At 62.2% G+C, this 24,932-nt stretch carries 27 protein-coding genes and 1 pseudogene; 12 read left to right on the top strand and 16 right to left on the bottom strand.

Annotated elements, in window-relative coordinates; genetic code table 11:
* Nucleotides 1–24: 24 nt before the first annotated feature.
* Both pncB and JFU04_RS11110 read right to left on the bottom strand, forming a co-directional pair.
* A complete protein-coding gene (pncB, locus tag JFU04_RS11115) occupies nt 25–1,263 on the bottom strand; it encodes a nicotinate phosphoribosyltransferase (RefSeq protein ID WP_201144080.1) in 1,239 nt (412 codons plus the stop codon).
* A gap of 11 nt (nt 1,264–1,274) precedes the next feature.
* Nucleotides 1,275–1,922 (bottom strand): isochorismatase family protein, encoded by a 648-nt coding sequence (locus JFU04_RS11110; RefSeq protein WP_201144079.1) that lies wholly within the window; start codon nt 1,920–1,922, stop codon nt 1,275–1,277.
* Nucleotides 1,923–2,068: 146 nt separating this feature from the next.
* Between JFU04_RS11110 and JFU04_RS11105 the strand changes: the two genes are divergently transcribed.
* A complete protein-coding gene (locus tag JFU04_RS11105; protein ID WP_201144078.1) occupies nt 2,069–2,761 on the top strand; it encodes an NUDIX hydrolase in 693 nt (230 codons plus the stop codon).
* A gap of 42 nt (nt 2,762–2,803) precedes the next feature.
* On the opposite strand, the gene JFU04_RS11100 is transcribed toward JFU04_RS11105, so the two are convergent.
* Complete coding sequence (locus JFU04_RS11100) at nt 2,804–3,577, bottom strand: L-iditol 2-dehydrogenase (protein ID WP_065906013.1); 774 nt, start codon at nt 3,575–3,577, stop codon at nt 2,804–2,806.
* An 18-nt stretch (nt 3,578–3,595) separates the two neighbouring features.
* Nucleotides 3,596–4,906, bottom strand: coding sequence for an ABC transporter substrate-binding protein (locus JFU04_RS11095; protein ID WP_201144077.1), 1,311 nt, complete (start codon nt 4,904–4,906; stop codon nt 3,596–3,598).
* A gap of 210 nt (nt 4,907–5,116) precedes the next feature.
* Between JFU04_RS11095 and JFU04_RS11090 the strand changes: the two genes are divergently transcribed.
* From JFU04_RS11090 to JFU04_RS11080, 3 genes are all read left to right on the top strand, one after another.
* Nucleotides 5,117–6,055 (top strand): AraC family transcriptional regulator, encoded by a 939-nt coding sequence (locus JFU04_RS11090; RefSeq protein ID WP_201144076.1) that lies wholly within the window; start codon nt 5,117–5,119, stop codon nt 6,053–6,055.
* 155 nt (nt 6,056–6,210) lie between these two features.
* The gene (locus tag JFU04_RS11085) at nt 6,211–7,158 is read left to right on the top strand and encodes a nucleoside-specific channel-forming protein Tsx (protein ID WP_065906007.1); all 948 of its coding nucleotides are present in this window, start codon (nt 6,211–6,213) and stop codon (nt 7,156–7,158) included.
* A gap of 14 nt (nt 7,159–7,172) precedes the next feature.
* Nucleotides 7,173–8,201, top strand: a complete 1,029-nt coding sequence (locus tag JFU04_RS11080) for a purine-nucleoside phosphorylase (protein WP_065906005.1) — start codon at nt 7,173–7,175, stop codon at nt 8,199–8,201.
* A gap of 601 nt (nt 8,202–8,802) precedes the next feature.
* On the opposite strand, the gene JFU04_RS11075 is transcribed toward JFU04_RS11080, so the two are convergent.
* The 3 genes and pseudogenes from JFU04_RS11075 to JFU04_RS11065 form a co-directional block, all read right to left on the bottom strand.
* Nucleotides 8,803–9,762 (bottom strand): quinone oxidoreductase family protein, encoded by a 960-nt coding sequence (locus JFU04_RS11075; protein WP_120448243.1) that lies wholly within the window; start codon nt 9,760–9,762, stop codon nt 8,803–8,805.
* 27 nt (nt 9,763–9,789) lie between these two features.
* Nucleotides 9,790–9,963, bottom strand: a complete 174-nt coding sequence (locus JFU04_RS11070) for a DUF1427 family protein (protein WP_074851542.1) — start codon at nt 9,961–9,963, stop codon at nt 9,790–9,792.
* Between the two features lie 70 nt (nt 9,964–10,033).
* Nucleotides 10,034–10,818 (bottom strand): annotated as a pseudogene (locus JFU04_RS11065) (AraC family transcriptional regulator).
* Between the two features lie 117 nt (nt 10,819–10,935).
* On the opposite strand from JFU04_RS11065, the gene JFU04_RS11060 reads away from it, so the two are divergent.
* On the top strand, nt 10,936–11,178 hold the full coding sequence (locus JFU04_RS11060; RefSeq protein WP_065905999.1) for a DUF6555 family protein: 243 nt from the start codon (nt 10,936–10,938) through the stop codon (nt 11,176–11,178).
* Between the two features lie 14 nt (nt 11,179–11,192).
* Nucleotides 11,193–11,456, top strand: coding sequence for a hypothetical protein (locus JFU04_RS11055; protein WP_201144075.1), 264 nt, complete (start codon nt 11,193–11,195; stop codon nt 11,454–11,456).
* A 100-nt stretch (nt 11,457–11,556) separates the two neighbouring features.
* Here the strand turns inward: JFU04_RS11055 and JFU04_RS11050 are convergent, their stop codons facing one another.
* The 3 genes from JFU04_RS11050 to JFU04_RS11040 all read right to left on the bottom strand — a co-directional run bounded on the left by JFU04_RS11050 (nt 11,557) and on the right by JFU04_RS11040 (nt 12,762).
* On the bottom strand, nt 11,557–11,727 hold the full coding sequence (locus JFU04_RS11050; RefSeq protein WP_016977247.1) for a metallothionein: 171 nt from the start codon (nt 11,725–11,727) through the stop codon (nt 11,557–11,559).
* A gap of 89 nt (nt 11,728–11,816) precedes the next feature.
* Entirely contained in the window at nt 11,817–12,269 is a 453-nt protein-coding gene (locus tag JFU04_RS11045; RefSeq protein ID WP_065905995.1) for a DMT family transporter, read from the bottom strand.
* 4 nt (nt 12,270–12,273) lie between these two features.
* A complete protein-coding gene (locus tag JFU04_RS11040; protein WP_065905993.1) occupies nt 12,274–12,762 on the bottom strand; it encodes a DMT family transporter in 489 nt (162 codons plus the stop codon).
* A gap of 118 nt (nt 12,763–12,880) precedes the next feature.
* On the opposite strand from JFU04_RS11040, the gene JFU04_RS11035 reads away from it, so the two are divergent.
* The gene (locus JFU04_RS11035) at nt 12,881–13,813 is read left to right on the top strand and encodes a LysR family transcriptional regulator (protein WP_065905991.1); all 933 of its coding nucleotides are present in this window, start codon (nt 12,881–12,883) and stop codon (nt 13,811–13,813) included.
* A gap of 199 nt (nt 13,814–14,012) precedes the next feature.
* Here the strand turns inward: JFU04_RS11035 and JFU04_RS11030 are convergent, their stop codons facing one another.
* From JFU04_RS11030 to JFU04_RS11020, 3 genes are all read right to left on the bottom strand, one after another.
* A complete protein-coding gene (locus tag JFU04_RS11030) occupies nt 14,013–15,332 on the bottom strand; it encodes an Nramp family divalent metal transporter (protein ID WP_065905989.1) in 1,320 nt (439 codons plus the stop codon).
* A gap of 41 nt (nt 15,333–15,373) precedes the next feature.
* Nucleotides 15,374–16,927: a DUF726 domain-containing protein gene (locus JFU04_RS11025; RefSeq protein ID WP_201144074.1), complete on the bottom strand. Its 1,554-nt coding sequence runs from the start codon at nt 16,925–16,927 to the stop codon at nt 15,374–15,376.
* A 103-nt stretch (nt 16,928–17,030) separates the two neighbouring features.
* Entirely contained in the window at nt 17,031–17,828 is a 798-nt protein-coding gene (locus JFU04_RS11020) for an AraC family transcriptional regulator (protein ID WP_201144073.1), read from the bottom strand.
* A gap of 107 nt (nt 17,829–17,935) precedes the next feature.
* Between JFU04_RS11020 and JFU04_RS11015 the strand changes: the two genes are divergently transcribed.
* The 5 genes from JFU04_RS11015 to JFU04_RS10995 all read left to right on the top strand — a co-directional run bounded on the left by JFU04_RS11015 (nt 17,936) and on the right by JFU04_RS10995 (nt 23,151).
* Nucleotides 17,936–18,721, top strand: coding sequence for a crotonase/enoyl-CoA hydratase family protein (locus JFU04_RS11015; protein ID WP_065905983.1), 786 nt, complete (start codon nt 17,936–17,938; stop codon nt 18,719–18,721).
* A gap of 79 nt (nt 18,722–18,800) precedes the next feature.
* Complete coding sequence (locus JFU04_RS11010) at nt 18,801–19,760, top strand: diiron oxygenase (RefSeq protein ID WP_201144072.1); 960 nt, start codon at nt 18,801–18,803, stop codon at nt 19,758–19,760.
* A gap of 46 nt (nt 19,761–19,806) precedes the next feature.
* Nucleotides 19,807–21,711 carry an asparagine synthase (glutamine-hydrolyzing) gene (asnB, locus tag JFU04_RS11005; RefSeq protein WP_106804336.1) on the top strand — a complete coding sequence of 635 codons (1,905 nt, stop codon included), beginning with the start codon at nt 19,807–19,809 and terminating at the stop codon, nt 21,709–21,711.
* A gap of 53 nt (nt 21,712–21,764) precedes the next feature.
* Nucleotides 21,765–22,667 (top strand): EamA family transporter, encoded by a 903-nt coding sequence (locus JFU04_RS11000; protein WP_065905977.1) that lies wholly within the window; start codon nt 21,765–21,767, stop codon nt 22,665–22,667.
* An 82-nt stretch (nt 22,668–22,749) separates the two neighbouring features.
* Nucleotides 22,750–23,151 (top strand): RidA family protein, encoded by a 402-nt coding sequence (locus JFU04_RS10995; RefSeq protein ID WP_201144071.1) that lies wholly within the window; start codon nt 22,750–22,752, stop codon nt 23,149–23,151.
* On the opposite strand, the gene JFU04_RS10990 is transcribed toward JFU04_RS10995, so the two are convergent.
* From JFU04_RS10990 to JFU04_RS10980, 3 genes are all read right to left on the bottom strand, one after another.
* Nucleotides 23,141–24,037: a LysR family transcriptional regulator gene (locus JFU04_RS10990; protein WP_342389438.1), complete on the bottom strand. Its 897-nt coding sequence runs from the start codon at nt 24,035–24,037 to the stop codon at nt 23,141–23,143. The two genes, JFU04_RS10995 and JFU04_RS10990, sit on opposite strands and share 11 nt — an antisense overlap.
* Nucleotides 24,038–24,101: 64 nt before the next feature.
* Nucleotides 24,102–24,407 (bottom strand): XRE family transcriptional regulator, encoded by a 306-nt coding sequence (locus JFU04_RS10985; protein ID WP_065905971.1) that lies wholly within the window; start codon nt 24,405–24,407, stop codon nt 24,102–24,104.
* Nucleotides 24,400–24,765, bottom strand: coding sequence for a type II toxin-antitoxin system RelE/ParE family toxin (locus JFU04_RS10980; RefSeq protein ID WP_201144070.1), 366 nt, complete (start codon nt 24,763–24,765; stop codon nt 24,400–24,402). Before JFU04_RS10980 ends, JFU04_RS10985 begins: the two co-directional genes overlap by 8 nt.
* Between the last annotated feature and the right edge of the window lie 167 nt (nt 24,766–24,932).

Here is a 24,932-nt window from a genome sequence, read left to right as displayed (position 1 = left end):
AACACGACGTGTCAGTCGACACCGTCAGCGCTGATCCAGCGCATTCGGGAGCACGCCCCCTCCCACAGAAAATACCTGGGCCGCGTACTGCAAGAACGACGGGTCTTCGCAGACGTTCTTGATCGGATCATCGGAGAATTTCACCACCGGCTCGCCGTGCACCCGCACCAGCTTCATCACGATGCTCAGCGGCTCGATGCCCTCCACATCGCAGGCCAGGCTGGTGCCCATGCCGAAACCGAACTTGGCCTTGCCCCGGATGTGCCGCAGGATCGGCAGGCATTTTTCGAAGTTCAGGCCGTCGGAAAACATCAGGTCCTTGGTCATCGGGTCGACGCCCAGCTGTCTGTAGCGGGCCAGCACCTTGTCGGCCCAGGCGATAGGGTCGCCGGAGTCCTGGCGCAGGCCGTCGTAGAGCTTGGCGAAGTACAGGTCGAAATCCTTGAGGAAAAAGTCGGTGCTGATGCAGTCGGTCAGGGCGATGCCGAGGCGGCCCCGGTACTCGCGCACCCAGTTTTCCAGCGCCGCGTTCTGGCTTTCACGCAGGCGGCCCAGTTGCTGGTGCACCATCAGCCATTGGTGGGCCATGGTGCCGATCAGCGGCAGGTCGAACTCATAGGCCAGGTGCGCATTGCTGGTACCGACGAACTGACCGGGGAAGTCGCGGCGCATGATGTCTACCACTTCGCGTTGGGCCTTGAACGACAGGCGCCGGCGGGTCGAGAAGTCCGACACACGCAAGTCGGCCAGCTCCTCGCGGCTGAGGTTTTTCTCGAGCCAGTCGAACTTCTGGTAGAGCTTGCGGGTGACGTCTTCCAGGCTCACGTCGGGGTATTTGTCGCGGTTGCGCAACTCGCTGACCAGCGCCAGTACCGGCTGCTCGAACATGATGCAGTGCAGCATCGGGCCGACCACGCGGATGTTCAACTGGCCGTCGATCTCACTGACGTGGATATAACGCAGATTGAAGCGGAACAGGCCGAGGAAGCGCTCGTAGTCCGGGGTCAGGTATTCGCGAAAACGCGGATTGAACAAAAAGCGCAGCTCGCCTTCTCGCATCTGCAGGCCGGCCATGTTCTCCAGCTCGGCGCGCAACGCGGGAATCAGGTGGCCGAGCTTTTCCCTGGAGCGGACGATGAAGTTGTATTCCACATCGACATTCGGGTGCTGGTGCAACACCGCCTGCATCATGGTGAAGGTGTAGTAGTCGGTGTCGAGCAAGCCCTGGATCACCGGGGATTCGTAGTCGTAGGCACTTTCCATGGTGGTTCTCCTTAACGCGTGGCCATCGCGGCCAGTTCTTCGCGGGTGCTGCTGATGCAGGCACCGGCCTTGAGCAACTCGTTGACGGCCTGCACACCGCCCTCCTCGCTGATACTGCGGCACGCCGGCACGTGCAGGACCACCTCCAGCCCGGCCTTGAGCAGTTGCAGGGCGGTGGTCTTGACGCAGTAGTCGAGGGCCAGGCCGCCGACGATCACGCGGCTGACACCTTGGGCCTTGAGGTACTCGATCACGCCGGTGGAGAGCTTGTCGAGCAGGTCGTGGTAGCAGGCGCCGTAGGGGTGCAGGTCGGGTTCGACGCCTTTCCAGATGAAGTAGTCGTAGTCATAGGGCGTGGGCAGTTCGTCGAGCAAGGTAAAGCCCTCGGTACCCGGCACGCAGTGGCTGACCCAGGTGACATCGGCGTGGACCAGGCCGGTGGGCTGCAGCATCTCGCTGTGCTGCGTGACCACCCAGGGTGCATGCGGGGTATGCGCGTCCTTGCTGCCGACGCGGTGGCCGGCGAGGCTGGCCATGAAGTTGAGTTCGGCACCGATCTGATCACCACCGACCACCGGCAATTCGTTGGGACACAGCGGCGTGAAGCTCTTCTGGGCATCGACGTCGAATGAAGCAATGGCGGTTTTCGCGAGGGTCATGGCGGATCTCCTGTGGCCTGGAATCAAAAGTACACGTCATGTACTTTCATTGCAAGAAACATTTAGATATCTATCCCGGGCCCAGTACATGACATATCTGTTCGATCCGCTAGACTGTGCCTCATCGTTGTTCAGAAGGACGTCACATGCCCCTTAGCCCCTACCTCCATACCGTCGACCTGTGCGTTCTGTGCTATTGCCGCACGGGCGGCGAACTGAAACTGCTGCTGAACAAGCGCGAGGCCGAGCCGTTTGCCGGGCACTGGGCACTGCCCGGCGTGGTGGTGAATGGCGACGTGCAAGATCTGAGCCTCCAGGCTGCCGTGGAGCGTTTGCGCACCAGCGACAAGGTCGGCCTGGCGTTGGCCTGGAGTGAACAAGTGGGCACGGTGGGTGACGCGTTTCGCGATCCGCGTTGCTGGTCGTCGTCGACCTTTTACCTGGCGATCGTCGCGGATGAAGTCAGCCTGGGAGAGCACCAGGGCTGGTTTGCGCTGAAGGCAGTGGCCGATGGCAGCATCAAGCTGCCGTTCGATCACAACAGTATCGTCGCGGCGGTGCAGGAACGGTTGCTCTCCAAGTCGCTGTACAGCAGCTTGCCGCTGATGTTCCTGGGCAATGAATTCAGCGCACCGGAAGCGACCACGATCTTTTCCCTGGTGCTGGAGCGGCCGGTATTGAAGACCAGTATTCGCCAGCGGCTATTGAAGCTGACAGAGGCGGGGTATCTGCGTGAGACGGGGCGCAAGAAGCACGGTGAAGGCGGCCGGCCCCAGGCGACGGTGGAGAACCTGAAGCCCGGGGCGGTGTATTTTTTTGATCGCAGTTTCGCCGAGTAAACCACCCCTGCAGGCGCCCGGCTTGCCGGGCGCCTACCAGGATCAGTTCATCCAGTTGCCACCGTCGACGTTGTAGGTCTGGGCCACCACATAGTCGGCCTCTTTGGACGCCAGGAAGATTGCCATCCCGGTCAGATCCTCTGCCGTACCCATCCGCCCGAACGGCACCTCACCCCCTACCCGCCTCTTCTTCTCGCCAGGCGGCAAACCTTCATGCCTGGCGAACAGCGCATCCACCCCATCCCAGTGCTCGCCATCCACCACACCGGGGGCGATGGCGTTGACGTTGATGCCCTGCTTGATCAGGTTCAACCCCGCCGATTGCGTAAGGCTGATCACCGCCGCCTTGGTTGCGCAGTAGACCGCCACCAGCGGCTCACCGCGCCGCCCGGCCTGGCTGGCCATGTTAATGATCTTGCCGCCGTGGCCCTGGCTGATCATCTGTCGCGCGGCAGCCTGCAGGGTGAACAGCGTGCCGGCGACATTGATCGAGAACAACCGCGCGTAGCTGTCGCGGGTGATGTCGACGATGGGCGCCAGGTCGAACAGCGCGGCGTTGTTGATCAGGATATCGAGCTTGCCGGCCTGGGCGACCACGGCGGCAATCGCGCTGTCGATGGAGGCCTGGTCGGTGACGTCCATCGCCACCGCGTAGGCCTGGGGGCCCAGTTCGGCTGCAGTAGCCTGGGCGCGTTGCAGGTCGATATCGGCGATGGCAACGGTGGCGCCTTCGGCAATGTAGGCCTGGGCAAACGCGCGGCCGATCCCGCGCGCCGATCCGGTGATCAGCGCGCTCTTACCTTCGAGTCGTTTCATTGAGGTGTCCTGTCAAAACTATTTCGGGTAGCCGGCGCGTTTCATCTCGCGCTCGGTGGTGGACTGCGCCTGCTGCAACGCCTGGTCAACCGACATGCCGCCGGTGAGCGCCGCCGAGAACAGCTTGCCGACGGAGGTGCCGATGGCCTGGAACTCGGGGATGGTCACGTACTGGATGCCCACGTACGGCACGGGTTTGGCCGAGGGGTGCGCGGGGTCGGCGTGTTTCATCATCTCCAGGGTCACCTGAGCGAACGGTGCAGCCTTGAGGTACGCCGCGTTGTAGGTGGATTGGCGGGTGCCCGGCGGTACGTTGGTGATGCCTTCTTTATCCGCGACCAGCTGGATGTACGCCTTCGACGTCGCCCAGGCGATAAACGCCTTGGCGGCGTCCTTGTGCTGGGAGGTGGCCGGGATCGCCAGCGACCAGGCGTAGAGCCACGAGGAGCCTTTGTCGGTGACTTCGGTGGGGGCAGCCGCGAAGCCGACGCTGTCGGCGACCTTGCTCTGGCTCTTGTCGGTGGTGAAGGAGCCGGCGACGCTGGCATCGACCCAGATTGCGCATTTGCCGCTATTGAACAGCGCCAGGGTTTCGTTGAAGCCGTTGCTGGACACGCCCGGTGGGCCGTATTGCTTGAGGGTGTTGACGTAGAAGTTGGCGGCGGCGGTCCATTCGGGGCTGGTCAGCTCGGGCTTCCACTGCTCATCGAACCAGCGCGCGCCAAAGGCATTGGCCATGGTGCTCAGCAGTGCGATGTTCTCACCCCAGCCGGCCTTGCCGCGCAGGCACATGCCGTATTGGCCTTGGTCCTTGGCTGTGAGCTTGGCGGCGAACTCGCCGAGCTGCGTCCAGGTCGGGTGCGCGGGCATGCTCAGGCCAGCCTGCTTGAACAGGTCGGTGCGGTAGTAGGTCACGGTGCTTTCGCCGTAGAAAGGCAACGCATAGAGGGTGTCGTTGACCGACAGGCCCTGGCGCACCGACGGGAAGATGTCGTCGGCGTCGTAATCGGCCGGCAACTGGGTCAGCGGCTCCAGCCAGTGCTTGGCGCCCCACAGCGGCGTCTCATAGGTGCCAATGGTGAGCACGTCGAACTGCCCGCCCTGGGTGGCGATATCGGTGGTGAGGCGCTGGCGCAGCACGTTTTCTTCCAGTACTACCCAGTTCAGCTGGATGTCCGGGTGTTGCTGCTCGAACACCTTGGACAGGCGCTGCATGCGGATCATGTCGCTGTTGTTGACGGTGGCGATGGTGACAGTGTCGGCGGCCTGACTGGGCATTGCCACTGCCAGGCCGGAAAGCAGGAACAACGCGTGCGGGAGCTTGAACATGGCGGTTTCCACCTGTTGTTTTTGTTGTTGAGCGCCGATTACAGCAGCTTGGCCAGTCCCCCACAAACGCAGGGCGAATGCTCGACTGATACTTTTTTAACCGCCATTCCAGGATCAAAAAAGTACCAGTACCGGGCGAAACCAGGGGTAGCGCAGAGCTTGCCAACCCGCGTATTTTGAGCCGATCCAACAAGTAAAAGAGGCATCACCATGCCCATCAGCCGCGCCCAACTGTTCGAACACCGCCCTGCCGAGCTTGAAGTGATCCTGCCTGAGCCGGACCACTGCTTTCGCTGGTTCGAACATGACTACCCCTATGACCTGGCGCGCTGGAATCACCACCCCGAATTTGAAATCCACCTGATCCGCCAGGGCAGCGGCAAGCTGGTGGCGGGCGACTATATCGGCGCGTTCGGTGCCGGGCATGTCGCGCTGATCGGCCCGGACCTGCCGCACGACTGGATCGGCGAGCTGGCTCCCGGTGAATACCTGAGCGGCCGCGACGTGGTGCTGCAATTTGACGGCGCCGCCCTCCTCGCCTTGCGCAAGACCCTGCCCGAACTCGGCGACTTGCAGCCGCTGTTCGAGCAAGCCCGGCGCGGCCTGGAGTTCACCGGCGCAACGGCGCTGCAGGCTGCCCGCCTGATGGAAGCCATCGGCAGTGCCCACGGCCTGCAGCGGTTGATCCTGTTCCTGCAACTGCTCGACACCCTGAAAAATGCCCCGCCCCCTCAGGTAACGGCGCTGGCCAGCCCCTGCTACGCGCCGACCCTGGACGCACGCAGCGCCGAACGCATCAACAAGGCCTTCGACTACTTGATGACGGAGCTGACCGGCGACGTGCGTCTGTCGGTCATCGCGCAACAACTGGAGATGAGCGAACCCGGCTTCTCGCGCTTCTTCAAACGCAACACCGGCCATGGATTTATCGACCTGATGCGTAAATTCCGCGTGCAACGCGCCTGTCGGTTGCTGCTGCAGAGTGAGATGTCGGTGGCAGATATCTGCTTTGAAGTGGGCTACGCCAACCTGTCCAACTTCAACCGGCATTTTCGCATCGAGATGAACCAGACACCGAGTGAGTATCGGCGCGAAACCGCGATGCACCTGTTCAATCGCATCGAGAAAATGACACCCAGCCAATTTTGACCAAAAGGTCGATTAATCGCGCTTTTTTCCATTTAGCTCAATCCCTTGAACAAAGTTGGTACGCCACGTGCAAACGTTTGCGGAACGAACTTGCCAGCCAAGTTCACCACTACCCGCAGAATCGGGTTCCAACCGCGTACGAATAGGGATTTTCAATGCACCCCACCTCAAGGCCTCGTGCTTGCTTTGGTGTTTCCTTGCTACTGGCTGCCGTTACGGGAGTACTCAGTGCACCCATTTTGGCGCAGCAAAAACCCGTGGATGACTCGGCACAGGGCGAAACCCTCAGCCCCGAAGCCAGCCCGGCTAAAAAAGGCGTGTATTGGTCGGACTGGTTCAACCAGGACCTGACCTTGATCGGCAGCAAAGACATCAGCTTCGGCCCCAAGCCGCAGGACGACGTGTACCTGGAATACGAGTACTTCGGCCGCAAGGGACCTTTCGAGCTGTACGGCTACATCGACGTGCCGAAGATCCTCACCATCGGTAACAGCAATGACAAAGGCGTGTGGGACCATGGCTCGCCGGTGTTCATGGAGCATGAGCCGCGTATTTCCATCGACTACCTGGCGGGGCGCAGCCTGGCCATCGGCCCGTTCAAGGAATGGTACGTGGCGTTCGACTGGATCTACGACCACGGCAGCAACAAGGACAACCGCGCCAACACCCTGTACAGCGGCCTCGGCACCGATATCGACACCCACTCGCGGGTAAACCTGTCGGCGAACTTCTACGGGCGTTACCAGTGGGAAAACTACGGCGCCAGCAATGAATATTCCTGGGATGGCTACCGCGCGCAGATGAAATACATCGTGCCCATCAGCAGTTTCGACAACGGTGCCTCGCTGACCTACATCGGCTTCACCAACTACGATTTCGGCTCGGACCTGCACAAGGACAACCCGGCGCGCACCGCCAATTCCCTGGTGGCAACCAACGTGCTGCTGTACTCGTTCACGCACCTGCGCTTCACCCTGGTCGGTCGTTACTTTCATAACGGCGGCAACTGGGAGGATGGCAGCGAGCTGAACTTTGGCGAGGGCAACTTCCGCGCCCGCTCCGACGGCTGGGGTTACTACGCCGGCGTGGGCTATCAATTCTGATCAAGGAGCATTCGATGAAAGCGTTTACCCGTCTGTCACTGGCCATCGGCCTGGCGCTGCTGCCCCACGTGGTGCTGGCTGATACACCGGCGCCGATCAAGCCCAAGGTGATGCTCATCACCATGTTCGCCCCCGAGGCGCAAACCTGGATCGACCGCCTGGCGCTCAAGCAGGAAGTACGCGTGCCGGGCCTGTCGGCCGAATACCCGGTGATCCGCTGCAACACCGAGGACGTCTGCCTGCTGGTCACCGGCATGGGCCAGACCAACGCCGCCGCGTCCACCCTGGCACTGGCCCTGTCGCCCAAGTTCGACCTGCGCCAGAGCTATTTCCTGATCGCCGGGATTGCCGGCATCAGCCCCAAGCACGGCACCCTCGGCACGGCGGCGTGGGCGCATTACCTGGTGGAATTCGGCACCCAGTGGGAGCTGGACTCGCGGGATGCGCCCAAGGAGTGGCCAACCGGCTATATCGGCATCAACACCAAGGGGCCCAACGAGAAACCACCGTTGGACTACAAGACCGAAGTGTTTGAGCTGAACCCGAAGCTGCAAGCCAAGGCGTTTGCGCTGTCGCAAAAAGTCGAGCTCACGGAAAGCAAGGAATCCAGCGCCTGGCGCAAACACTACCCCGCCGCGCCGGCCAACCAGCCGCCGCAAGTCACCCGCTGCGACACCCTGGCGGGTAACACCTGGTTCTCCGGCACGCGCCTGAGCGAGCGCGCCGAAGTCTGGACCCAGCTGCTCACGGACAATAAAGGCGAGTACTGCACCACCCAGCAGGAGGACAACTCCACCTACGAGGCCCTGCTGCGCGCCAGTCGCGAAGGGTTGGTGGATATCCAGCGCCTGGCGGTGGTGCGTGCCGGTTCCGATTTCGACCGCCCTTATCCTGGCTACAGCGAAGTGGACAACCTGCTGAAGTACGCCGATCAAGGCGGCTTTGTACCGGCGCTGGAGAACCTGTACCGCACGGGCAACCCGCTGGTGCAAGCGATCCTGAAGAACTGGTCGGCGTGGGAAAAAGGCGTCCCCGAAGCCTGACGAGCGTTGACTTGTGGGGGGGCTGGCTTGACTGCGATGGCGGTGGGTCAGCCAGCTTCGCCGCTACTGATCCAACGCCTTCGCGGGCAAGCCCGCTCCCACAGTGGAGCTGCGCCAGACACGGGACTCAGGCCTTCACTCGATCAGTGTGGGAGCTGGCTTGCCTGCGATGGCGGTGGGTCAGTCAGCTTCGCCGCTACTGATCCACCGCTTTCGCGGGCAAGCCCGCTCCCACAGTGGAACTGCGCCAGGCACGGGACTCAAGCCTGCACTGGATCACTGTGGGAGCTGGCTTGCCTGCGAAGGCGGCGGGTCAGCCAACTTCACCGCTACTGATCCACCGCCTTCGCGGGCAAGCCCGCTCCCACAGTGGAGCTGCGCCAGACACGGGACTCGAGCCTGCACTCGATCAGTGTGGGAGCTGCGCCAGGCACGGGACTCAGGCCTGCACTCGATCACTGTGGGAGCTGGCTTGCCTGCGATTGGGCTGGGTCAGCCTGCTTCGCCGCTACTGACACTCCGCCTTCGCGGGCAAGCCCGCTCCCACAGTGGAACTGCGCCAGACACGGGAATCAAGCCCGCTCCCCCTTTTTTGACCGTGTCAGGGCAGGAGGATGATCTTGTCAGCGCTGCCCTGGTTTACGTCTTGATAGCACTGCACACCGTCGGCCAGCGCCACTTCGCGCAGGCCGGTGGGCAGCGGCAGCAGGCCTTCGTCGAAGAAGCGTCCGAACTGCTCGAGCATCACCGCGCATTGCTCGCAGTTGTAGAGCAACGAATTGATCCCCACTACCGAGCCACCCTTGCGGTACAGGGCCAGGGCCGGCAATTGCACGTGGCCGTCCACCGGCGCGGCGATGATCGCGATGCGACCGAATGGCGCCAGGCCCGCCACGGCCGCCGGCAACCAGAAACCGGTGGTGTCGAAGATCACATCGGCACCGCCCTTGAACACTGCGTTCACCTGCGCGCCCAGCTCGTCCGGCGTGCCCAGGGCAATCGCGTCGACACCCTGCGCCTGCAACACCTCGACCTGCTCGACCTTGCGCACCGCCGCCAGCACCTGGGCCCCGCGAATTTTCGCCAAGGCCAGCGCCGCGCTGCCGACCGCACCATTGGCACCGATCACCAGCAGCCGCGTGCCTTTGCCGACGCCGCTGCGTTCCAGGGCATCCCAGGCGGTGGTGTACGGCACGCCAAGGCTTGCGGCCTGGGCAAAACTCAAGTGGCTGGGTTTATGCGCCACGCCCTTGGCGGACACGGTGAGGTACTCGGCGTGGGAACCATCGGCGAAAAAGCCCAGGTCGCGTCCGGTGCCCCACACGGCCTGACCGACCAGCGCCTGCGGCCCCTGCACCACCACACCGGCAAAATCGCGGCCCGGAATGCGCGGCAAGGTGGTGTAGGGGAAGCGGCCGAGCACGTTTTTTACATCGCTGGGGTTCAGGCCCGCGGCCTTGATCTGGACCAGAACTTCACCGGCCGCCGGCACCGGGGTAGCGACGTCGACGAAACCCAGGGCGTTAAGGTCGCCGGTAGCGGAAAACTGCAGTGCTTTCATGACGCAATCCTTAGGAGGGAAAGAAAATCAGGACAACCAACCGCTGACCAGTTGCCGCCCCATGGGCCACAGTTGCTCGCCGAGCAGCATGCCCATCAGGCCCACCAGGGCGATGGCCGGCGGCGCGGGCGAGCGAAAATCCAGCGCGCCGTAAATCACGCCGACAAACAGGCCGATGGCGAGGGAGATCAGGTAGTTCATGGGGGCTGCGCCTCAGGGGGTTGATGGGCTCAGTGTAGAGAGCCCATTTCTGAAGCATCGGCCAAGTGCTTCAGGATTTCGGCCAACCCCTCAGCCGACGTATTGCGAAGGCGCCACACCGAGTTCGCGGCGAAACATGTCGCTGAAACTGCTCGGCGAGTACCCAAGCGACCGTGCGATCGCACTCACAGACTGGCCCTGGATCAACTCCGCCACCGCCGTGGCCAGTTGCACCTGGCGGCGCCACTCGGCAAAGCCCATGCCCAGGTTGTGCTGGAACAGCCGCGCCAAGGTGCGCACGCTGGCACCGGCCGTGTCCGCGTGCTGCTCGAAGGGGATTTCCAGGGACGGCTCGGCCATCACCGATTGGCATGCGTTGATCAGGCGTCGGTCGGCCTCGACCGGCATGGCGATGCGGATCTGCGAGCGACGCGCCCGTTGCAGCTCCAGCAGGGCCAGGCCGACCACCGCGTCGTAATACGCCGCGTCACCGCTGTCGCCCTGCTCCACCAGCGCGACGATCAGCTCACGCAGCAGCCCGCCAACCTCAATTACCTGCACCTGGCTGTCCAGCGTCGCCGCCAATGATGGGCGCAGGTAGATATTGCGCATCTGCAGGTCCGACACCACCCGGATCCCGTGCTCCACCCCAGGCGGCAACCACACGGCACGCTGGGGCGGCACCACCAAGGCTTCGCGGGGGGTCTCGACCCACATCACGCCGCTCATGGCGTAGAGCAATTGTCCCCAGTCGTGACTGTGCGGCTCCACGTACAACCCACGCGGGTAAGTACGCGCCAACGGCTGCACGGGGACGGCGTGATCACTGAGGTCGGGGGGCGCAGCCAGGGCCATGGGGGGCACATCAATCAAGGGTGAGCCGCCATGGTAATGACCACCGCTCGACAATCCGAGTGAATTTTTAGCGCCCGCGAGGATCACTTGCTTTACACCACCAGGGTTGATGGGCCAATGAATAACGCAAAACTGTTCGTGATCGACTACAGCCTCCATGGCGAGCCGAAGTCATTCATCATCCGCCTGGAAAAGCTCGACACCCTGGAAGCCTGGCATTGGGCAAGCTGTGATGCCGGCGTGGGCCGTATCGGCCGTTTCGCCCGTGAGCAGGTCAAGAAGACCAGCCGGGAGCAGGCCGAGAAGTTCGGCATTACCAACGTGCAATGGCGCCGCTCGGATGCGCGCGCTCAGGCTTGATCAGGGAGAAAACCATGGATTCAATCAATGGCAGGGCGCGCATTGATTACACCCGCGACACTTTGTTCGGGCCGCTGGCCAAACAGGCCGAGTGTCAGGTGAGCCTGCAACACGCGCCAGGCTGGCTGGTGCTGAAGGTCTTCCAGCCGCTGCCGAATGATCTGCATGACGCGCAAACCGTGGTATTTGCGCTGGAGGGCCGCCGTACCAGCGGCGTGGTGAAAGACCGTCAACGCCTGCCCGATCATAGCCTGCGGCTCGAACTCGAACGCCAGTGACCGTAGAAACTGCGTAGGAGCCGGCTTGCCGGCGATGGCGACCTCAAGATTCGTGCAGTCCTTGGGGGCGCATCGCCGGCAAGCCGGCTCCTATGGGGGGTTAGCCTTTAGCCGACTTGGCGCATTCGCAGCCAGTGGCCGCCGCACACGGCTCGCCATGGGCATGATGCTCGGCACAGCCCTGGCAGCAATAGCCCTTGCCGTCCTTCATTACCGCATCAGCTCCCAGCACACACTTGCAGTGTGGGCAGGCACAGGTTTTATCGGGCATGGTCAGACTCCTTCTTCATGGTCGTCCCGGTGCGGCGAGCGCCGGCACCTTAAGCAGTGACTGCCGCCCGCCGTCGATGGTTCAAACCATCAGTCGGTGCGCGTATTGCTGCGGTACATGAACACCAAAGCCAGGGCCAGACACGCCATTGCAACGATCCGGGCGCCCGACAATTCGATCGCCGGGTTGCCCAGCCAGCCGAAGTTGTCGATCAGCATGCCCATGCCCAGCTGGCCGAGGATCACCGCCACGGTGGCGACCGCCGTACCGACCACCGGCACCGCGCCGACCATCACCATCATGTACACCACACCAAACAGCGCACCGGTCAGTTGCCATTTAGGCACGTCCAACAGGGTCACGGGATAGGCCGGTTCGAAGAACAGAATCATCAGCGCGGTAACAATCGCCCCGACCACGAAGGTCACCAGGCTGCCGCGCAATACGCCCACCGCCTGGCCCAGGCGACCATTGATCGCGGCCTGCACGCTCAACACCGCCCCTGCGGCAATCACCAGTACCAATAACAGAATCAGATTCATCGCCTTAACCTCGTGCAATCAAAACAAGTGCCACCACAATCAACGCCAGGGCAATCCAGCGCTCGCCATTCACGCGCTTGCGCGCCGTGCCGAACCAGCCGAAATGGTCGATCAGCACGCTCTTGCCGACCTGGCCCGACAGAATCGCGATCATGGTCATGGCAATCCCGATATGCGGCGTGGCCAGGGTCAGCACCACCACGTACATCGGCCCCAGGAAGCCGCCGATCAATTGCCAGCGCGGCAGCTCGGACAGGGCCGGACCCTTTTGCGGGCCGCTGAACAACAGCAGCAAATACAGGATCGCCGAGCCGACGCCGAAGATGCTCAAGGTTGCCCACAAATGCCCGACTTGCACGCCCAGCGGCCCGAGCAGGCCGGCTTCGACCGACAGCCCCATACCGGCCAGGATCACCAACGGCAACAGCAGCAGCCGCAGGAGGTTTTTTTTCGGCTTGGCTTGCGCCACGCCCTCGATAGAACTTGCTTGCATACATCACCTGCACATCAACAAAGGATTGGATGACGCGCATTATCCGGTGGTCGTCCTGTGCGATAAATGGGAGCATACGGACAACACCTTTGCGCATTACGCACAACCTGGAGGCATGATGCAGGGCTTGAATGAATTGAGTTTCAAGGCGCTACGCCTGTTCGTCGCGGTGCTGGACCATGGCAGCTTTTCGGAAGTGGCACGCCGCGAGAGCCTGGCACCCTCCTCGATTTCCCGGCAGATCCAACTGATGGAACAGGCCCTCGGCCAGCAATTGCTCTATCGCCACACCCGCGCGGTCAGCCCTACCGAGGCGGGGCGTTTGCTGGGACGCCACGCGCGCTTGATGCTGGAACAACTCGAAGCCGCCGGCCAAGCACTGCAGGAGCAGGAAAGCGAACCCAGCGGCCTGGTGCGCATCAACGCGCCGATGGTCTTTGGCCAGCGCCACCTGGCGCCGTGGCTGGGCGAGTTGTGCCGGCGCTACCCGAAGCTGCAACTGGATATCCAGCAGACCGACACCTACGTCGATCCGCTCCAAGACGGCACCGACCTGATGTTTCGCATCGGCGTGCTCAACGACTCCAGCATGCAGGCACGCATCTTTGCCCCGCAGCGTTTTCGCCTTGCCGCCAGCCCCGCCTACCTGGCCCTGCATGGCACGCCGACCCACCCTGACGAACTGATCGACCACCAATGCCTGGCCTACAAGGGCATTACCGGCCAGCAACGCTGGTTCTTCCGCAAGGGCCAGGGCGACTGGAAGCCCTACAGCGTCAAGGGCCCGATCACCGGTAACCACGCCGACACCCTCACCCACGCCGCCGAGCAAGGCCTGGGGCTGGTGGTGTTTCCCTCCTGGTTGATCGGCGAAGGCCTGCGCGCCGGCACGTTGCAGGCGGTGCTGACGGACTATGAGGTGGCGACTACCCTGGAGCCCCAGCAGATCGCCGCGTTGTGGCCGGGGAGCCGGCGGTTGTCGCTGAAGGTGCGCACGGTGATCGATTACTTCGTGGAGTGTTTCGGCAGCGTGCCGTATTGGGATCGGTGAGGTGGGTTGAGTGTGCAGGACGTCGCTGCTGAGTATTTTTCCCACCCAATGAGGTAGGCCCGTTCTGTTTTTCCGGGCCAGCATTTTCCAGCACGGCAGGCTCGGGCAGACTCCCAGCAGATCTTTTTTTTGGGGAAACGCCATGGAAGTCGTGCATTACAAGAAAGTTTAAATCATCCCAATGGCCCCGCAGGCTTGATCAAAACACCCACTGGCCAATCAACCACGCATTCGCCCCACTGATCACCGCAAACAGGAACCACGCCAGCATCCTGGTCGGCAGCCGATTGACGAACGGTCCCATCAGTTGCTTGTCGCCGGTCATGCGAATCAGCGGGTACAGCGCGAACGGCAGCTGCAGGCTGAGCACCACCTGGCTGAGAATCAGCAGTTTGCCGATGGCGTCGTCGCCCATCAGCCATACGCCCAGGAACGCCGGGATCAGCGCCAGCCCGCGGGTGATCAAGCGACGTTGCCAGCAAGGGATGCGCAGGTTGAGATAGCCCTCCATGATCACTTGCCCGGCGATGGTGCCGGTGAAGGTCGAGCTTTGCCCGGACGCCAGCAAGGCGACACCGAACAGGATGCTGGCGAAGGCGCCGCCCACCAGTGGGTCCAGCAGGTGATAGGCGTCCTGGATCTCGACCACATCGGTGTGCCCGGTTTTGTGGAAGGCCGCGGCGGCGAGGATCAGGATCGCCGCATTGACCAGCAACGCCAGGGCCAGCGAGCCGATGGTGTCGATCCGGGCCAGCTTCACCGCGTCCTGTTTGCTGGCGAGGTCTTTGCCGATCAGCCGGGTTTGTACGATCGAGCTGTGCAGGTACAGGTTGTGCGGCATCACCGTGGCCCCGAGGATGCCGATGGCCAGGTACAACGGCGCAGCGTCGCTGATGGCCGACAATGAGGGCGTGAAGCCGCTGAACACGTCGGGCCAGTAAGGCTTGATCAGCACCAGCTCGATGAAGAAACACACGCCGATGGTCGCCACCAACGCCAGCATGATCGCTTCCAGGCGGCGAAAGCCCCGGTTTTGCAGGGCGAGGATCAGCAAGGTGTCAAAGGCAGTGATGACGATGCCGGTTGTCAGTGAAACCCCCAGCAGCAAGTGAAACGCCAGGGCACAGCCAAGCACTTCGGCGAGGTCGGTGGCGATGATCGAGACTTCCGCCAGCAGCCACTGGGTGCGTGCCGAACGCGGGCTGTAGCGCTCGCGACACAGTTGCGCCAGGTCCTTGCCGGTGGCGATGCCCAGCCGCGAGCACAGGCACTGCACCGCCATCCCGGCGAGGCTGGCCAGCAGCACCACGAACAACAAGTTGTAGCCGTAGCGCGACCCGGCCTCGATGGCCGTGGCCCAGTTGCCCGGGTCCATGTAGCCGATGGAGATCAGCAGCCCGGGGCCGGCAAACATGAGGATGCGCTTGAAGAACGACGCGTTGGGATCAACGGCGACGGAGCCGGCCACTTCCGGTGGGCAGAATGGAGCGGTAGCGATTTTCGGCAGGCTGAATTTCACGCGGTATCCCAGGCAAACACACAAGACAAGGGCGCAGCTTATCAGTCGGATGCGACCGTGCGCATCACCGTGTCCCGAGGCAGGTCAAACGTCTCGACCACCTGCACCACCAGGTCGATCTCCTGGTTCAGCGCTTCACGCTCCATGCGTTGGCGAATCAGCCCGACCACCAGCACCGCCAGGGTGGTGATCGAATACGCCGGGCCGGAAAACGCACGCACCCCGCTCACCAACAGCATGGCGGCGGCCAAGGCCTGGCCCACCACCGGGATCGCCGTGGCCGCCCCCCGGCGCAGGATAAACCCGGTCAATCCGGCCAGTGCCGTCCCGCTCAACGCCGCCGTTGCAGAGCGGCCGACATCGAAACGGCTGAACACGCCCTGCTCCTTCTGCGCTGCCGCCTTGAGTTCAGCGTCGAACACTTGGCGGTCGGCCGTGCTCAGCTTGGCCTTGTACTGCTCGATCAGTTTTTCCGCGACTCGTGCTTCGACATCAGCCAAAGCCACCGTCTCCAGTGGCTCATCGAACTTGATCCCCAGGCGCTGCGCGACATCTTCGGCGATCTGGCGGTAATTCACGCCATGGCCACGGGCCAGGTTCATGAAGCTGTCGCCGCCCATGCGCTGCAACTCGATGGCCAGCTTCAGCGGCTCGCGTACCGTAGCATCGATCGAGGCGCTGCGTTTTTGTGCCATCAACTCGGCGAGGAACTTCACTTCTTCCGGCCGCGCCTGCACCAGGGCCGGGAACAGGTCTGCGTCCTCCTCGGCAAAGCGCACCTCGCTGCTGCGCTGGTCGGCGCGGATCATGCCGCGCCGCTCCTGCAACAGGTCGGTGTACTGCACCACGGTCTGCAACTGCGGCCAGTAAGCGGCGTGATCGAAGCTGGCCAGGTGCACATTGGTGACCTTGGCCTTGAGCGCCGGGGTCACCGGGATTGCGTAACGACCAATGCAGCGCTCGGTGTCAGGTTTCATCGCCAAGGCCCAATCCTTGCTCGAGTGACAGTTGATCACCCGTCCCTTGAGCGGCGCCGAGACCTCGTCCCACGGGCTCGACGTACAGATCGCGCCGCCCATCAGCAGCAGGTTGTCCAACGGCAGCTCGCGAGCGGTTTCGGGGTTGGCCAACAAGCTCTTGACCAGAATGCGCGCGCCCAGGGAGTGGCCGATCAGGTTGATACGCCGCACTTGCAGCGCTTCCCCGTGCAGGTAAGCGGCGAGTTCCGGCAGCAGGCTCCTGGCCACTTCGTCGACCCGGGCCTCGACACTTTTGTAATGGTCGAGGAAATAGGCAATCGCCTTGCCCACCCCCACGGTCGCCGCGCCGAGGCTGCCACCGCCAAGCATCGCGGTGATCACGTCCTTGAACGGCGCAAACAGGTTTTCCAGGAAATGCCCCGCCGGCCAGAACAGCATCAGGTTGGTCGAGCCTTCGATCGCCGCCAACTGTTGCTTGAAATTGCCCAGTTGTTGCTGATTGAAGAACGCCGAATAACCGTGGACATAGAGATTGAGCACCTCCCCCTGCGGCTCGCCACACAACACGAACGTGGGCTTGCGAGTGCGGTGCATTTCATCCCACTGGTGCTGCATGGGGCGGTGACTCCTGGTGACAAGGGACGGCGATAGTAACAAAGGGTGAGACTCAACGCCGTACCGCTGGGGGGAAAGGCACCAGGTTGGCGCCCTCCTCCTTTCAGAACATCGACGCCGCCTTGGATTTGGCCAGGTAGCGCGCCGGTGAATCCCCCAGGTTGCGGCGAAACACCGAGGTGAATGCGCTGGAACTGCTGAAACCCAGCTCGAAGGCCACATCGGTGATCGACGAGCCGTGACTGAGCCGCGCCGTGGCCTCCAGCAGGCAGACCTGCTGGCGCCACGATACAAAGGTCATGCCGGTGCACTCCCGGAAGTTACGCGTAAAGGTGCGCCGGCTCATGCTCGACCAATCGGCCATTTCGCCGATGGAGATTTTCTGCGTCGGCGCTTCGAGAAACCGCTGACAAGAACGGGCCAGTCGCGACTCGGAGGGCAATGGCGCGCTGAGCGGCAGCTCGGGCATGGCGCCGATCTCGTCGATCAACAGGGTCAGCACGCAGCGGTCCCTGACACTCGGCGACGCCGACGGCCCGATGGCCAACGCCGCTTCCAGCAAATGCCGCAGCAGCGGCGACACCCCGAACACCTGGCAGTAATCCTGCAAACCGGCACGCGCGGCCGCATCGTCGTCCAGGTAGGTGTTGAGCATCACCACATCGCCGCGCATGTGCATCTCATGCGCCACCCCGCCCGGCACCCAGATCGCCCGTTGCGGCGGGACCACCCAGTTACCCAGGTCGGTGAACATCTTCAGCGCCCCCGTCGAGGCATAGGCGAACTGTCCCCGACGATGGGTGTGGCGTGGAAACACCGTGCCGGACGGGTACTCCCGCAGCGTCACCACCGCTTCGGGGCTGTCGAGTTCGTAAGGAGAAAAAGTGAAGGTCGGCGGCATGGCCCGATTTTGTCAAAGTATGACCTGACATAGCAAGCGGGCCATTACTCTGCCACCTAGAATCGTTGCTCCCCAAGTTGGGTTCATATCGAAGGGATACTCGGAAAATGACGATCAAAAACTACTTGGACGTACGAGTAGATGGCGCGGTGTTGATGGTGGGCCTCAACCGCCCGCAGAAGCGCAACGCCATGTCTCTCGAGGTCATGCATGAACTGCGCGAGACCTTCAGCAACCTGCCTGAAGGCATTGGTGCCGCCGTGCTCTACAGCACCAGCCAGCATTTCTGCACGGGGCTGGACCTGTCGGAAATCCGCGACCAATCGGTGATCGACAACGTCCAGGCCTTCCGTGAGTGGCATAAAACCTTTGAACTGATCCAGTTCGGCAAGGTGCCGGTCGTGGCCGCCATTACCGGTGCCGCTATCGGCGGCGGCCTGGAAATCGCCACGGCCTGCAGTATTCGCGTGGTCGATGACAGCGCATTCTTCTCGCTGCCCGAAGCCATGCGCGGCCTGTATGTGGGCGTCGGCGCCTCGGTGCGCTTCCCGCGCATCGCCGGCATCGCCCTGATGACCGACATGATGCTCACCGGCCGCACGCTCTACGCCAAGGAAAGCTACGAGCGCGGCGTGGCGCAGTACCTGGTCCCGGTCGGCCAGGCGGTGCTCAAGGCGACTGAACTGGCGCACAAGATCGCCGGCAACCTGCCCATGACCAACTACGCGGTCACTCACGTGCTGCCACGCATCGTGGATCAAAGCCAGCAGGACGGCCTGATGACAGAAGCCTTGATTGCTGCAGTGGTGTCCTCCGACACCCGCACACAGGATCGCCTGGCGGATTTCCTGGATCGCAAGAAGGACAAGATCCAGACCGCCCCGGCGGTGTAACTCGCGGTCGTGAATGTTGCCGAGCTGCCTCGGCAAACCATGGATGGCCTTCACAACTCACTATCAACCCGGTGAAACCATGTTTCAGCACAGCACTCAAGACGATCTTTATCGCAGCAATGACGCAGCCGATGAACGATTGATCAAAATCGAACGCAGCTGGCACAAACGCGCACAGATCAAGCTCGAATCCCAACGCCCGGATATCCAGCTCGACCTGCAGGCCCCGGACTTTCTCGAGGCCCTGTTACCTTTCGCCCATGACCCGCACTACCAGCACTACCCCCACGCGCTGAAACTGCTGATCCTGTCGGCGGGCTGGGTGATCTACAACCAGAAAACCATCGCCATCGAAACCGAGATCATCTGCCCGTCCTGCATCGACCTGCTGCAACTGGGCTCGCGCCTGAGCTCAGCCAGCGCCGCGACCATTTCCGAAACCCTGGCGGATGAGGCCTACCACACGCTGTTCTCGATCAACATGTGTGAATTGGCGATTACCCAGCGCGGCATGCGCATCAAATGGCCGGAGCTGGAATTGACCCGCCACTTGAGCCAGGCCCAGGCGACGATGTCCGAGGCGGACTTCAAGATCTACCGCCTGGCCTTCTCGCTGGTGTCGGAAACCTTCATCAGCGACTACCTGGCCGACCTCAGCGACGCACCCGAGATCCAGCCGGTGTTCCGTCACGTCGTGGCCCTGCACAAAAAAGACGAACTGGTGCACAAGCACATCTTCCCGCTGTTCGTTCAGCAGGTGGTCGGCGACTTCACCGCGCAACAAACCACTTTGTTTACCCGCGGCATCGCCAACTCGATCCGGATTTTCCCGATGCGCGAGATTTCCGCGTGGCGAATCATCCTGCCGCAACTGCTTGAAGTGTTCGGCGATCGCTCGCTGCTGCTGCCCACCCAATTCATCGAGACCGGTGAAGCGGACTACTCGGCCATGCCCGAGATCCTCAACTCGATTGGCATACACCCAGCCTCGGTGCTGCCTGAGTTGCAGTTGATGCCGGAACCGGCAACCACCGTTTGAACACCAGCGTGCCGCTGACCAATACAAATTCAATAGAGTAAATCTTATGTGTGGATACATTGGCGTCTTTGCCAAACACCCTCGTGCGTTCAACCCGAACATGTTCGATGCAGCCCTGCGCGCCATCCATCATCGTGGCCCGGACAGCTCCAGCCAATGGTTCGACCCCAAGGGCCAGGCCGCTTTCGGGTATGTACGCCTGGGCCTGGTCGGGCTGGGCAATGGCACCCAGCCGATCGTCGCCGATGAAGGCGACCTTGTGATGATGGTCAACGGCGAGTTCTATGACTATCAGCGCATTCGTGCAGAACTGGAGGGCTACGGTTGCCGCTTCAAGACCTCCTCCGACAGCGAAATCGCCATGCACCTGTACCGCCGCCACGGCGTGCGCGGGCTCAAGCAACTGCGCGGCGAGTTCACCATCCTGATCTTCGATCGCCTGCGCAGAAAGCTGTTTGCCGTGCGTGACCGGGTCGGCGTCAAGCCGCTGTACTACACCGAGCATGAAGGCGCCTGGTACTTCGCCTCCGAAATCAAGGCGCTGCTGGCAGCCGGTGTGCCGGCGCAGTGGGACCACGAAGCCTACGCCAGCCGTGGCTTTATCCTGCGCGACCGCACGCTGTTCAACAATATTCGCAGCGTCAAGCCGGGTTGCTGGATCATCGCCGACGAAAGCGGCCTGCAGACCGAGCAGTACTGGGACTGGGACTTCCCCGACGCGCAGGCCACCGAGCAGCGCAGTGAAGCCGAGATCATCGACACGCTGCGCAGCACCATCGAGGAGTCCGTACGCCTGCGCCTGCATGCCGACGTACCGGTCGGCGTCTGCCTGAGCGGCGGGCTGGACTCCTCGGCAATGCTGGGCATCGCCACCGAGCTGACCGGCCAGCCCCTGCAGGCCTTCCACTTGTCCTTCGAGGGCGAGCAGGCCTACGACGAACGCCAATACGCCGAAGTGGCTGCCCGGCATAACCGCGCCCACCTCAACGTGTTGTCCGTGAATTCCTCTGACATGGCGGACAACTTCGAAAACGCGCTGTGGCACGCCGAGATGCCGTTCGCCAACGCCCACAGCGTGGCCAAGTACCTGCTGTGCAAGTTCGTGCAGGGCCAGGGCATGCGCGCGGTGCTGACCGGCGAAGGCGCCGACGAAGTCTTCGGCGGCTATCCGCACTACCGCCGCGACATGCTGCTGTACAACCACGAACACCAGGACCCGGCGGTGATCGCCGAACTCACCCGACGCCTGCACAGCAGCGAAGATCGCTACCTGCCCGGCGGCAAGAATGACGTTAAGTGGGTGCAGGACGAACTCGGCCACGGCGTGTCGTGGCTGCAGACCCAATCCGCATTGTTCGGCCCGCTGGCACAGCTGTACACCGATGAGTTCCGCGAGCGTTTCTGCGACGTGGATGCCTATCGCCAGTTCTACGACCGCCTGAGCCCCCGCGCGCTCGAAGGCTGGGAGCCGGTCAACCGCTCGCTGTACATGGTCGCCAAATCCAGCCTGCCAAACGTGGTTCTTACCTCGCTGGGCGACCGCATGGAAATGGCCGGCAGCCTCGAAGGCCGCCCGCCGCTGCTGGACCACCAGGTGATCGAAGCCGCCTGCCGCCTGCCGGTGAACATGAAAGTGCGCGGCGCCACCGAGAAATACGCGCTGCGCGAAGCCATGCGCCCGTATGTGCCGCAGGCGGTGCTGGATCGCAAGAAACAGTACTTCCGCGCGCCGCCGGCGTCCGAAAGCCCGCAGTCGAAGCTGTTCGAAATGATCCACGACGTCCTGAGCGGCCCGGCCTTGAGCAACGTACCGTTCTTCGATCCGCGTAAAGTGCGCGCCTTGCTGGCTACACTGCCCAGCCTGTCGCCGGCCCAACGTGCTTCGGCCGACAACCTGCTGATGGAAATGGCCGGGCTGTGCCTGATGCAACAACGCTTCGCCCTGAACTGATTTGCACGCGGCGCACCGCGATTGCGGTGTGCCGCCTGACCCAAGGAGGGTCCATGCTGAAAAAACATTTGTCACTCGCCGTTCTCGTCACCCTGGTCTGGGGGGTGAACTTCCCCATCACTAAACTGGGCCTGCGCTCGATCGATCCGTTTGTGCTCACGGGCATCCGCTTCGCCCTCGCCGCCTTGCCGCTGGTGTTCTTCATCAAGCGCCCGGCCGTGAAGTTCAGCTATGTCGCCGCCTACGGCTTTATCTTCGGGCTGGGCATGTGGGGCGTGATCAACTACGGGATCCAAGTGGGCGTGAGCCCCGGCATTGCCTCATTGATCATTCAGCTCAGCGTGTTTTTCACCATGGGTTGGGGCTTTGTGTTGTTCAAGGAAAAAATCCGTGGCGCGCAGATGCTCGGTGCACTCCTGGCCCTGATCGGCCTGGCGGGGATCATCTCCACCCAGGAAGGCAACCACGCGGTACTCGGGGTCATGCTGATCGTGCTCAGCGCGGTGGCCTGGAGCGTGGGCAACGTGATCATCAAGAAATCCGGGGTCAAGGAGATCTTCTCGTTCATGGTGTGGGCCAGCCTGATCCCACCGATCCCGCTGTTTCTCACGGCCTGGCTGATGCACGGCAGTGCGCCGTTCGAAAGCCTGCAGGCGAGCCTCGACCTGACGGCGATCCTGTCCATCCTGTTCCAGGTGTACCTGGCCACGCACTTCGCCTATTGGGGCTGGAACTCGCTGCTCAAGCTGTACCCGGTGTCCACCGTGGCGCCGCTGTCGTTGCTGATTCCGGTGTTCGGGATCACCAGTTCGATGCTGATTATCGGCGAGCGTATTTCCACGCCGAACCTGATTTCGATCGGCATCATCATCGCCGGGCTGGCCGTGGGGCTGTATCGCAAGCCAGCGAACCTGGCTCCTGTAGAGCCGCAGCCGATTGTGCATATGGATAGATAGTCATGGCATGAATTCGGGATTTTGTTCGCCCATCCAGTGCTCTAGCCTGGGTCCGGTCTTGTACTGAACCCAAGGAAACACCATGAGCACGCCCGAATTCTTTGTCACCCCAGGCTATGGCGACTACCTGCGCGAGCACCTGCACTACTCGCAAGCGGTAAAGGTCGGCAATCGCGTGGAAACCTCCGGCCAGGGCGGCTGGGACGATGAATTGCAGATCCCCGCCGACCTGGGCGAGGAAATCGCCCAGGCGTTTCACAACCTGGAGCGCACCCTGGCCACCGCCGGCGCCGGTTGGGAGCACGTGATCCACGTCAACTCCTACCACGTCGGCGGTTTCCCGCCCGAGGTCAACGAGGCGATGGTCAAGCACTACCGCCAGTACATGCCCAACCATGCGCCGATCTGGACGCAACTGGGCGTCGAAGCGCTGGGCTTGCCGACCATGCGCGTGGAAATCCGCGTGACCGCGATCATTCCCTGACCCCGAACGTACCAATCACCCAATCGGCGAATACCTTGAGCCGCGCGCTCTGGTGCCGGTTGGGCGGGTAAAGAATATGCAGCGGTGTGGCCGGGCGTGACCAGTGCGGCAACACGCTGACCAGTTGGCCGGTGTCTACGTAGTGCTGCACGATTGCCTTGAAATGCTGCCCGACGCCCGGGCCGGCGAGCAGCATTTCCTTGAGGCCGTTGCCCTCGTTGGTGGAAAACGCGCAGTTTTCCACCTCGATGCGCGTGTCGCCCTGCTCGAAAATCAACGGCTCCGGCTTGCCCGAGCCGGCGAAGAAATAGCCGACGTTGTGGTGATGTTGCGCCAGGTCCTGCGGGGACACCGGTACACCTCGGCGCTCCAGATAAGCCGGCGCAGCGCAGGTGAGGTACTCAAGGTCCGTGACCTTGCGACCGATCATCGCCATGTCCTCCAGCTTGCCGGCGCGGATCACGCAATCAACCCCCTCCCCCACGATATTCACTGAGCGATCACTGATGCCCAGGGCGACCGTGATATCGGGATACTCGCGGTGAAAATCCACCAGCGCCGGAATCAACAGGCAATTGGCGAACGACGCCGGTGCGTCTACCCGTAAATGGCCGCTGGGCTTGAGGGTTTGCCCGCGCACGGCGCTGTCGACTTCATCCAGCTCTGCCACCAGGCGCCGGGCATGGCGGTAATACTCCAGCCCTTCGGACGTCGGCGCCAGCGCGCGCGTGGTGCGGTGCATCAACTTGATGCCCAGGTGCATTTCCAGGTCGTTGATCAACTTGCTGGCGGTGGAGCGCGGCAATCCCAACTGGTCGGACGCACGGCTGAATGAGCCGGTTTCGACCACACGGACGAAGGCGCGCATGGCGAGAAGCTGGTTCACGAGAGCGGCCCTTTAACGACTACCCGGCGCATGGCCTGGCGATTGCCAAACACCCTGCTGGACTTCAGCACGCGAAGTTTTCGATCTTGACCTGGCCGTCGGGAAACGTCGCGATGATTTCCAACTCGCCGCCCATCGCGCGGATATAGTCACGCAACGTACTGATGTACATATCGGTGCGCCTTTCCATTTTGGAGACGGCGGCCTGGTTGATATTCAATATTTTCGCCAGGCTTTCCTGGCTCAACTGCTGAGCCTTGCGCAGTTCGTGCAGCGGCATTTCCTTGAGGTGTTGCTCAAGCAACTGCTCGGCTTCGGCACGCGCCTGCGGCGTCATGCGAGCTTGGAGTTCGGCGAATTTCTTAGCCACGGTTACGGCCCTCTTTACGCAATATCTCTAAATGCACGTCGTTCAGCTTTTCTGCCACGGCGACGTGCGTTTCATACCATCGATGTTGCCCGGTCTTATCACCGCCCATCAGTAACAACGCACATCGTCGCGGATCAAACGCGTACAGCACCCTATAAGGCCGCCCCGCGTGCTGGATGCGCAGTTCTCGCAAGTTGCCGTGCCGAGAGCCCCTGATGTCGCTGCTGTGGGGAAAACTCAAACCCGGCCCGAAGAGGCCCAGCAGATCAACGCTGGCCGACACCGAAACCTGCTCTTTTTCACCCAAATGTTGCCACCAGGCTCCGAATTCATCCGTGTATTCAATTTCCCAGCTCATGCAAATATGCCATCCAAGGAATATAAACTCAAGAGCCTGAAAACTAGTAGATAAACCGGATGAGCTGCCACCCGCCAACCTCGGGAAATTGTTTGTACATCCTTCCTGCGTGGCGGCGGAATAGTGCTTACGCAATAGAAATGGCGCCCCATGCACGGTAGCTCGCT

This window comes from Pseudomonas sp. TH21, assembly GCF_016651025.1.
In the GTDB taxonomy this organism is placed as follows: domain Bacteria; phylum Pseudomonadota; class Gammaproteobacteria; order Pseudomonadales; family Pseudomonadaceae; genus Aquipseudomonas; species Aquipseudomonas aylmerensis.
Note: the sequence above shows the minus strand (reverse complement) of the source record. Positions and strands in the feature narration are given on the sequence as shown.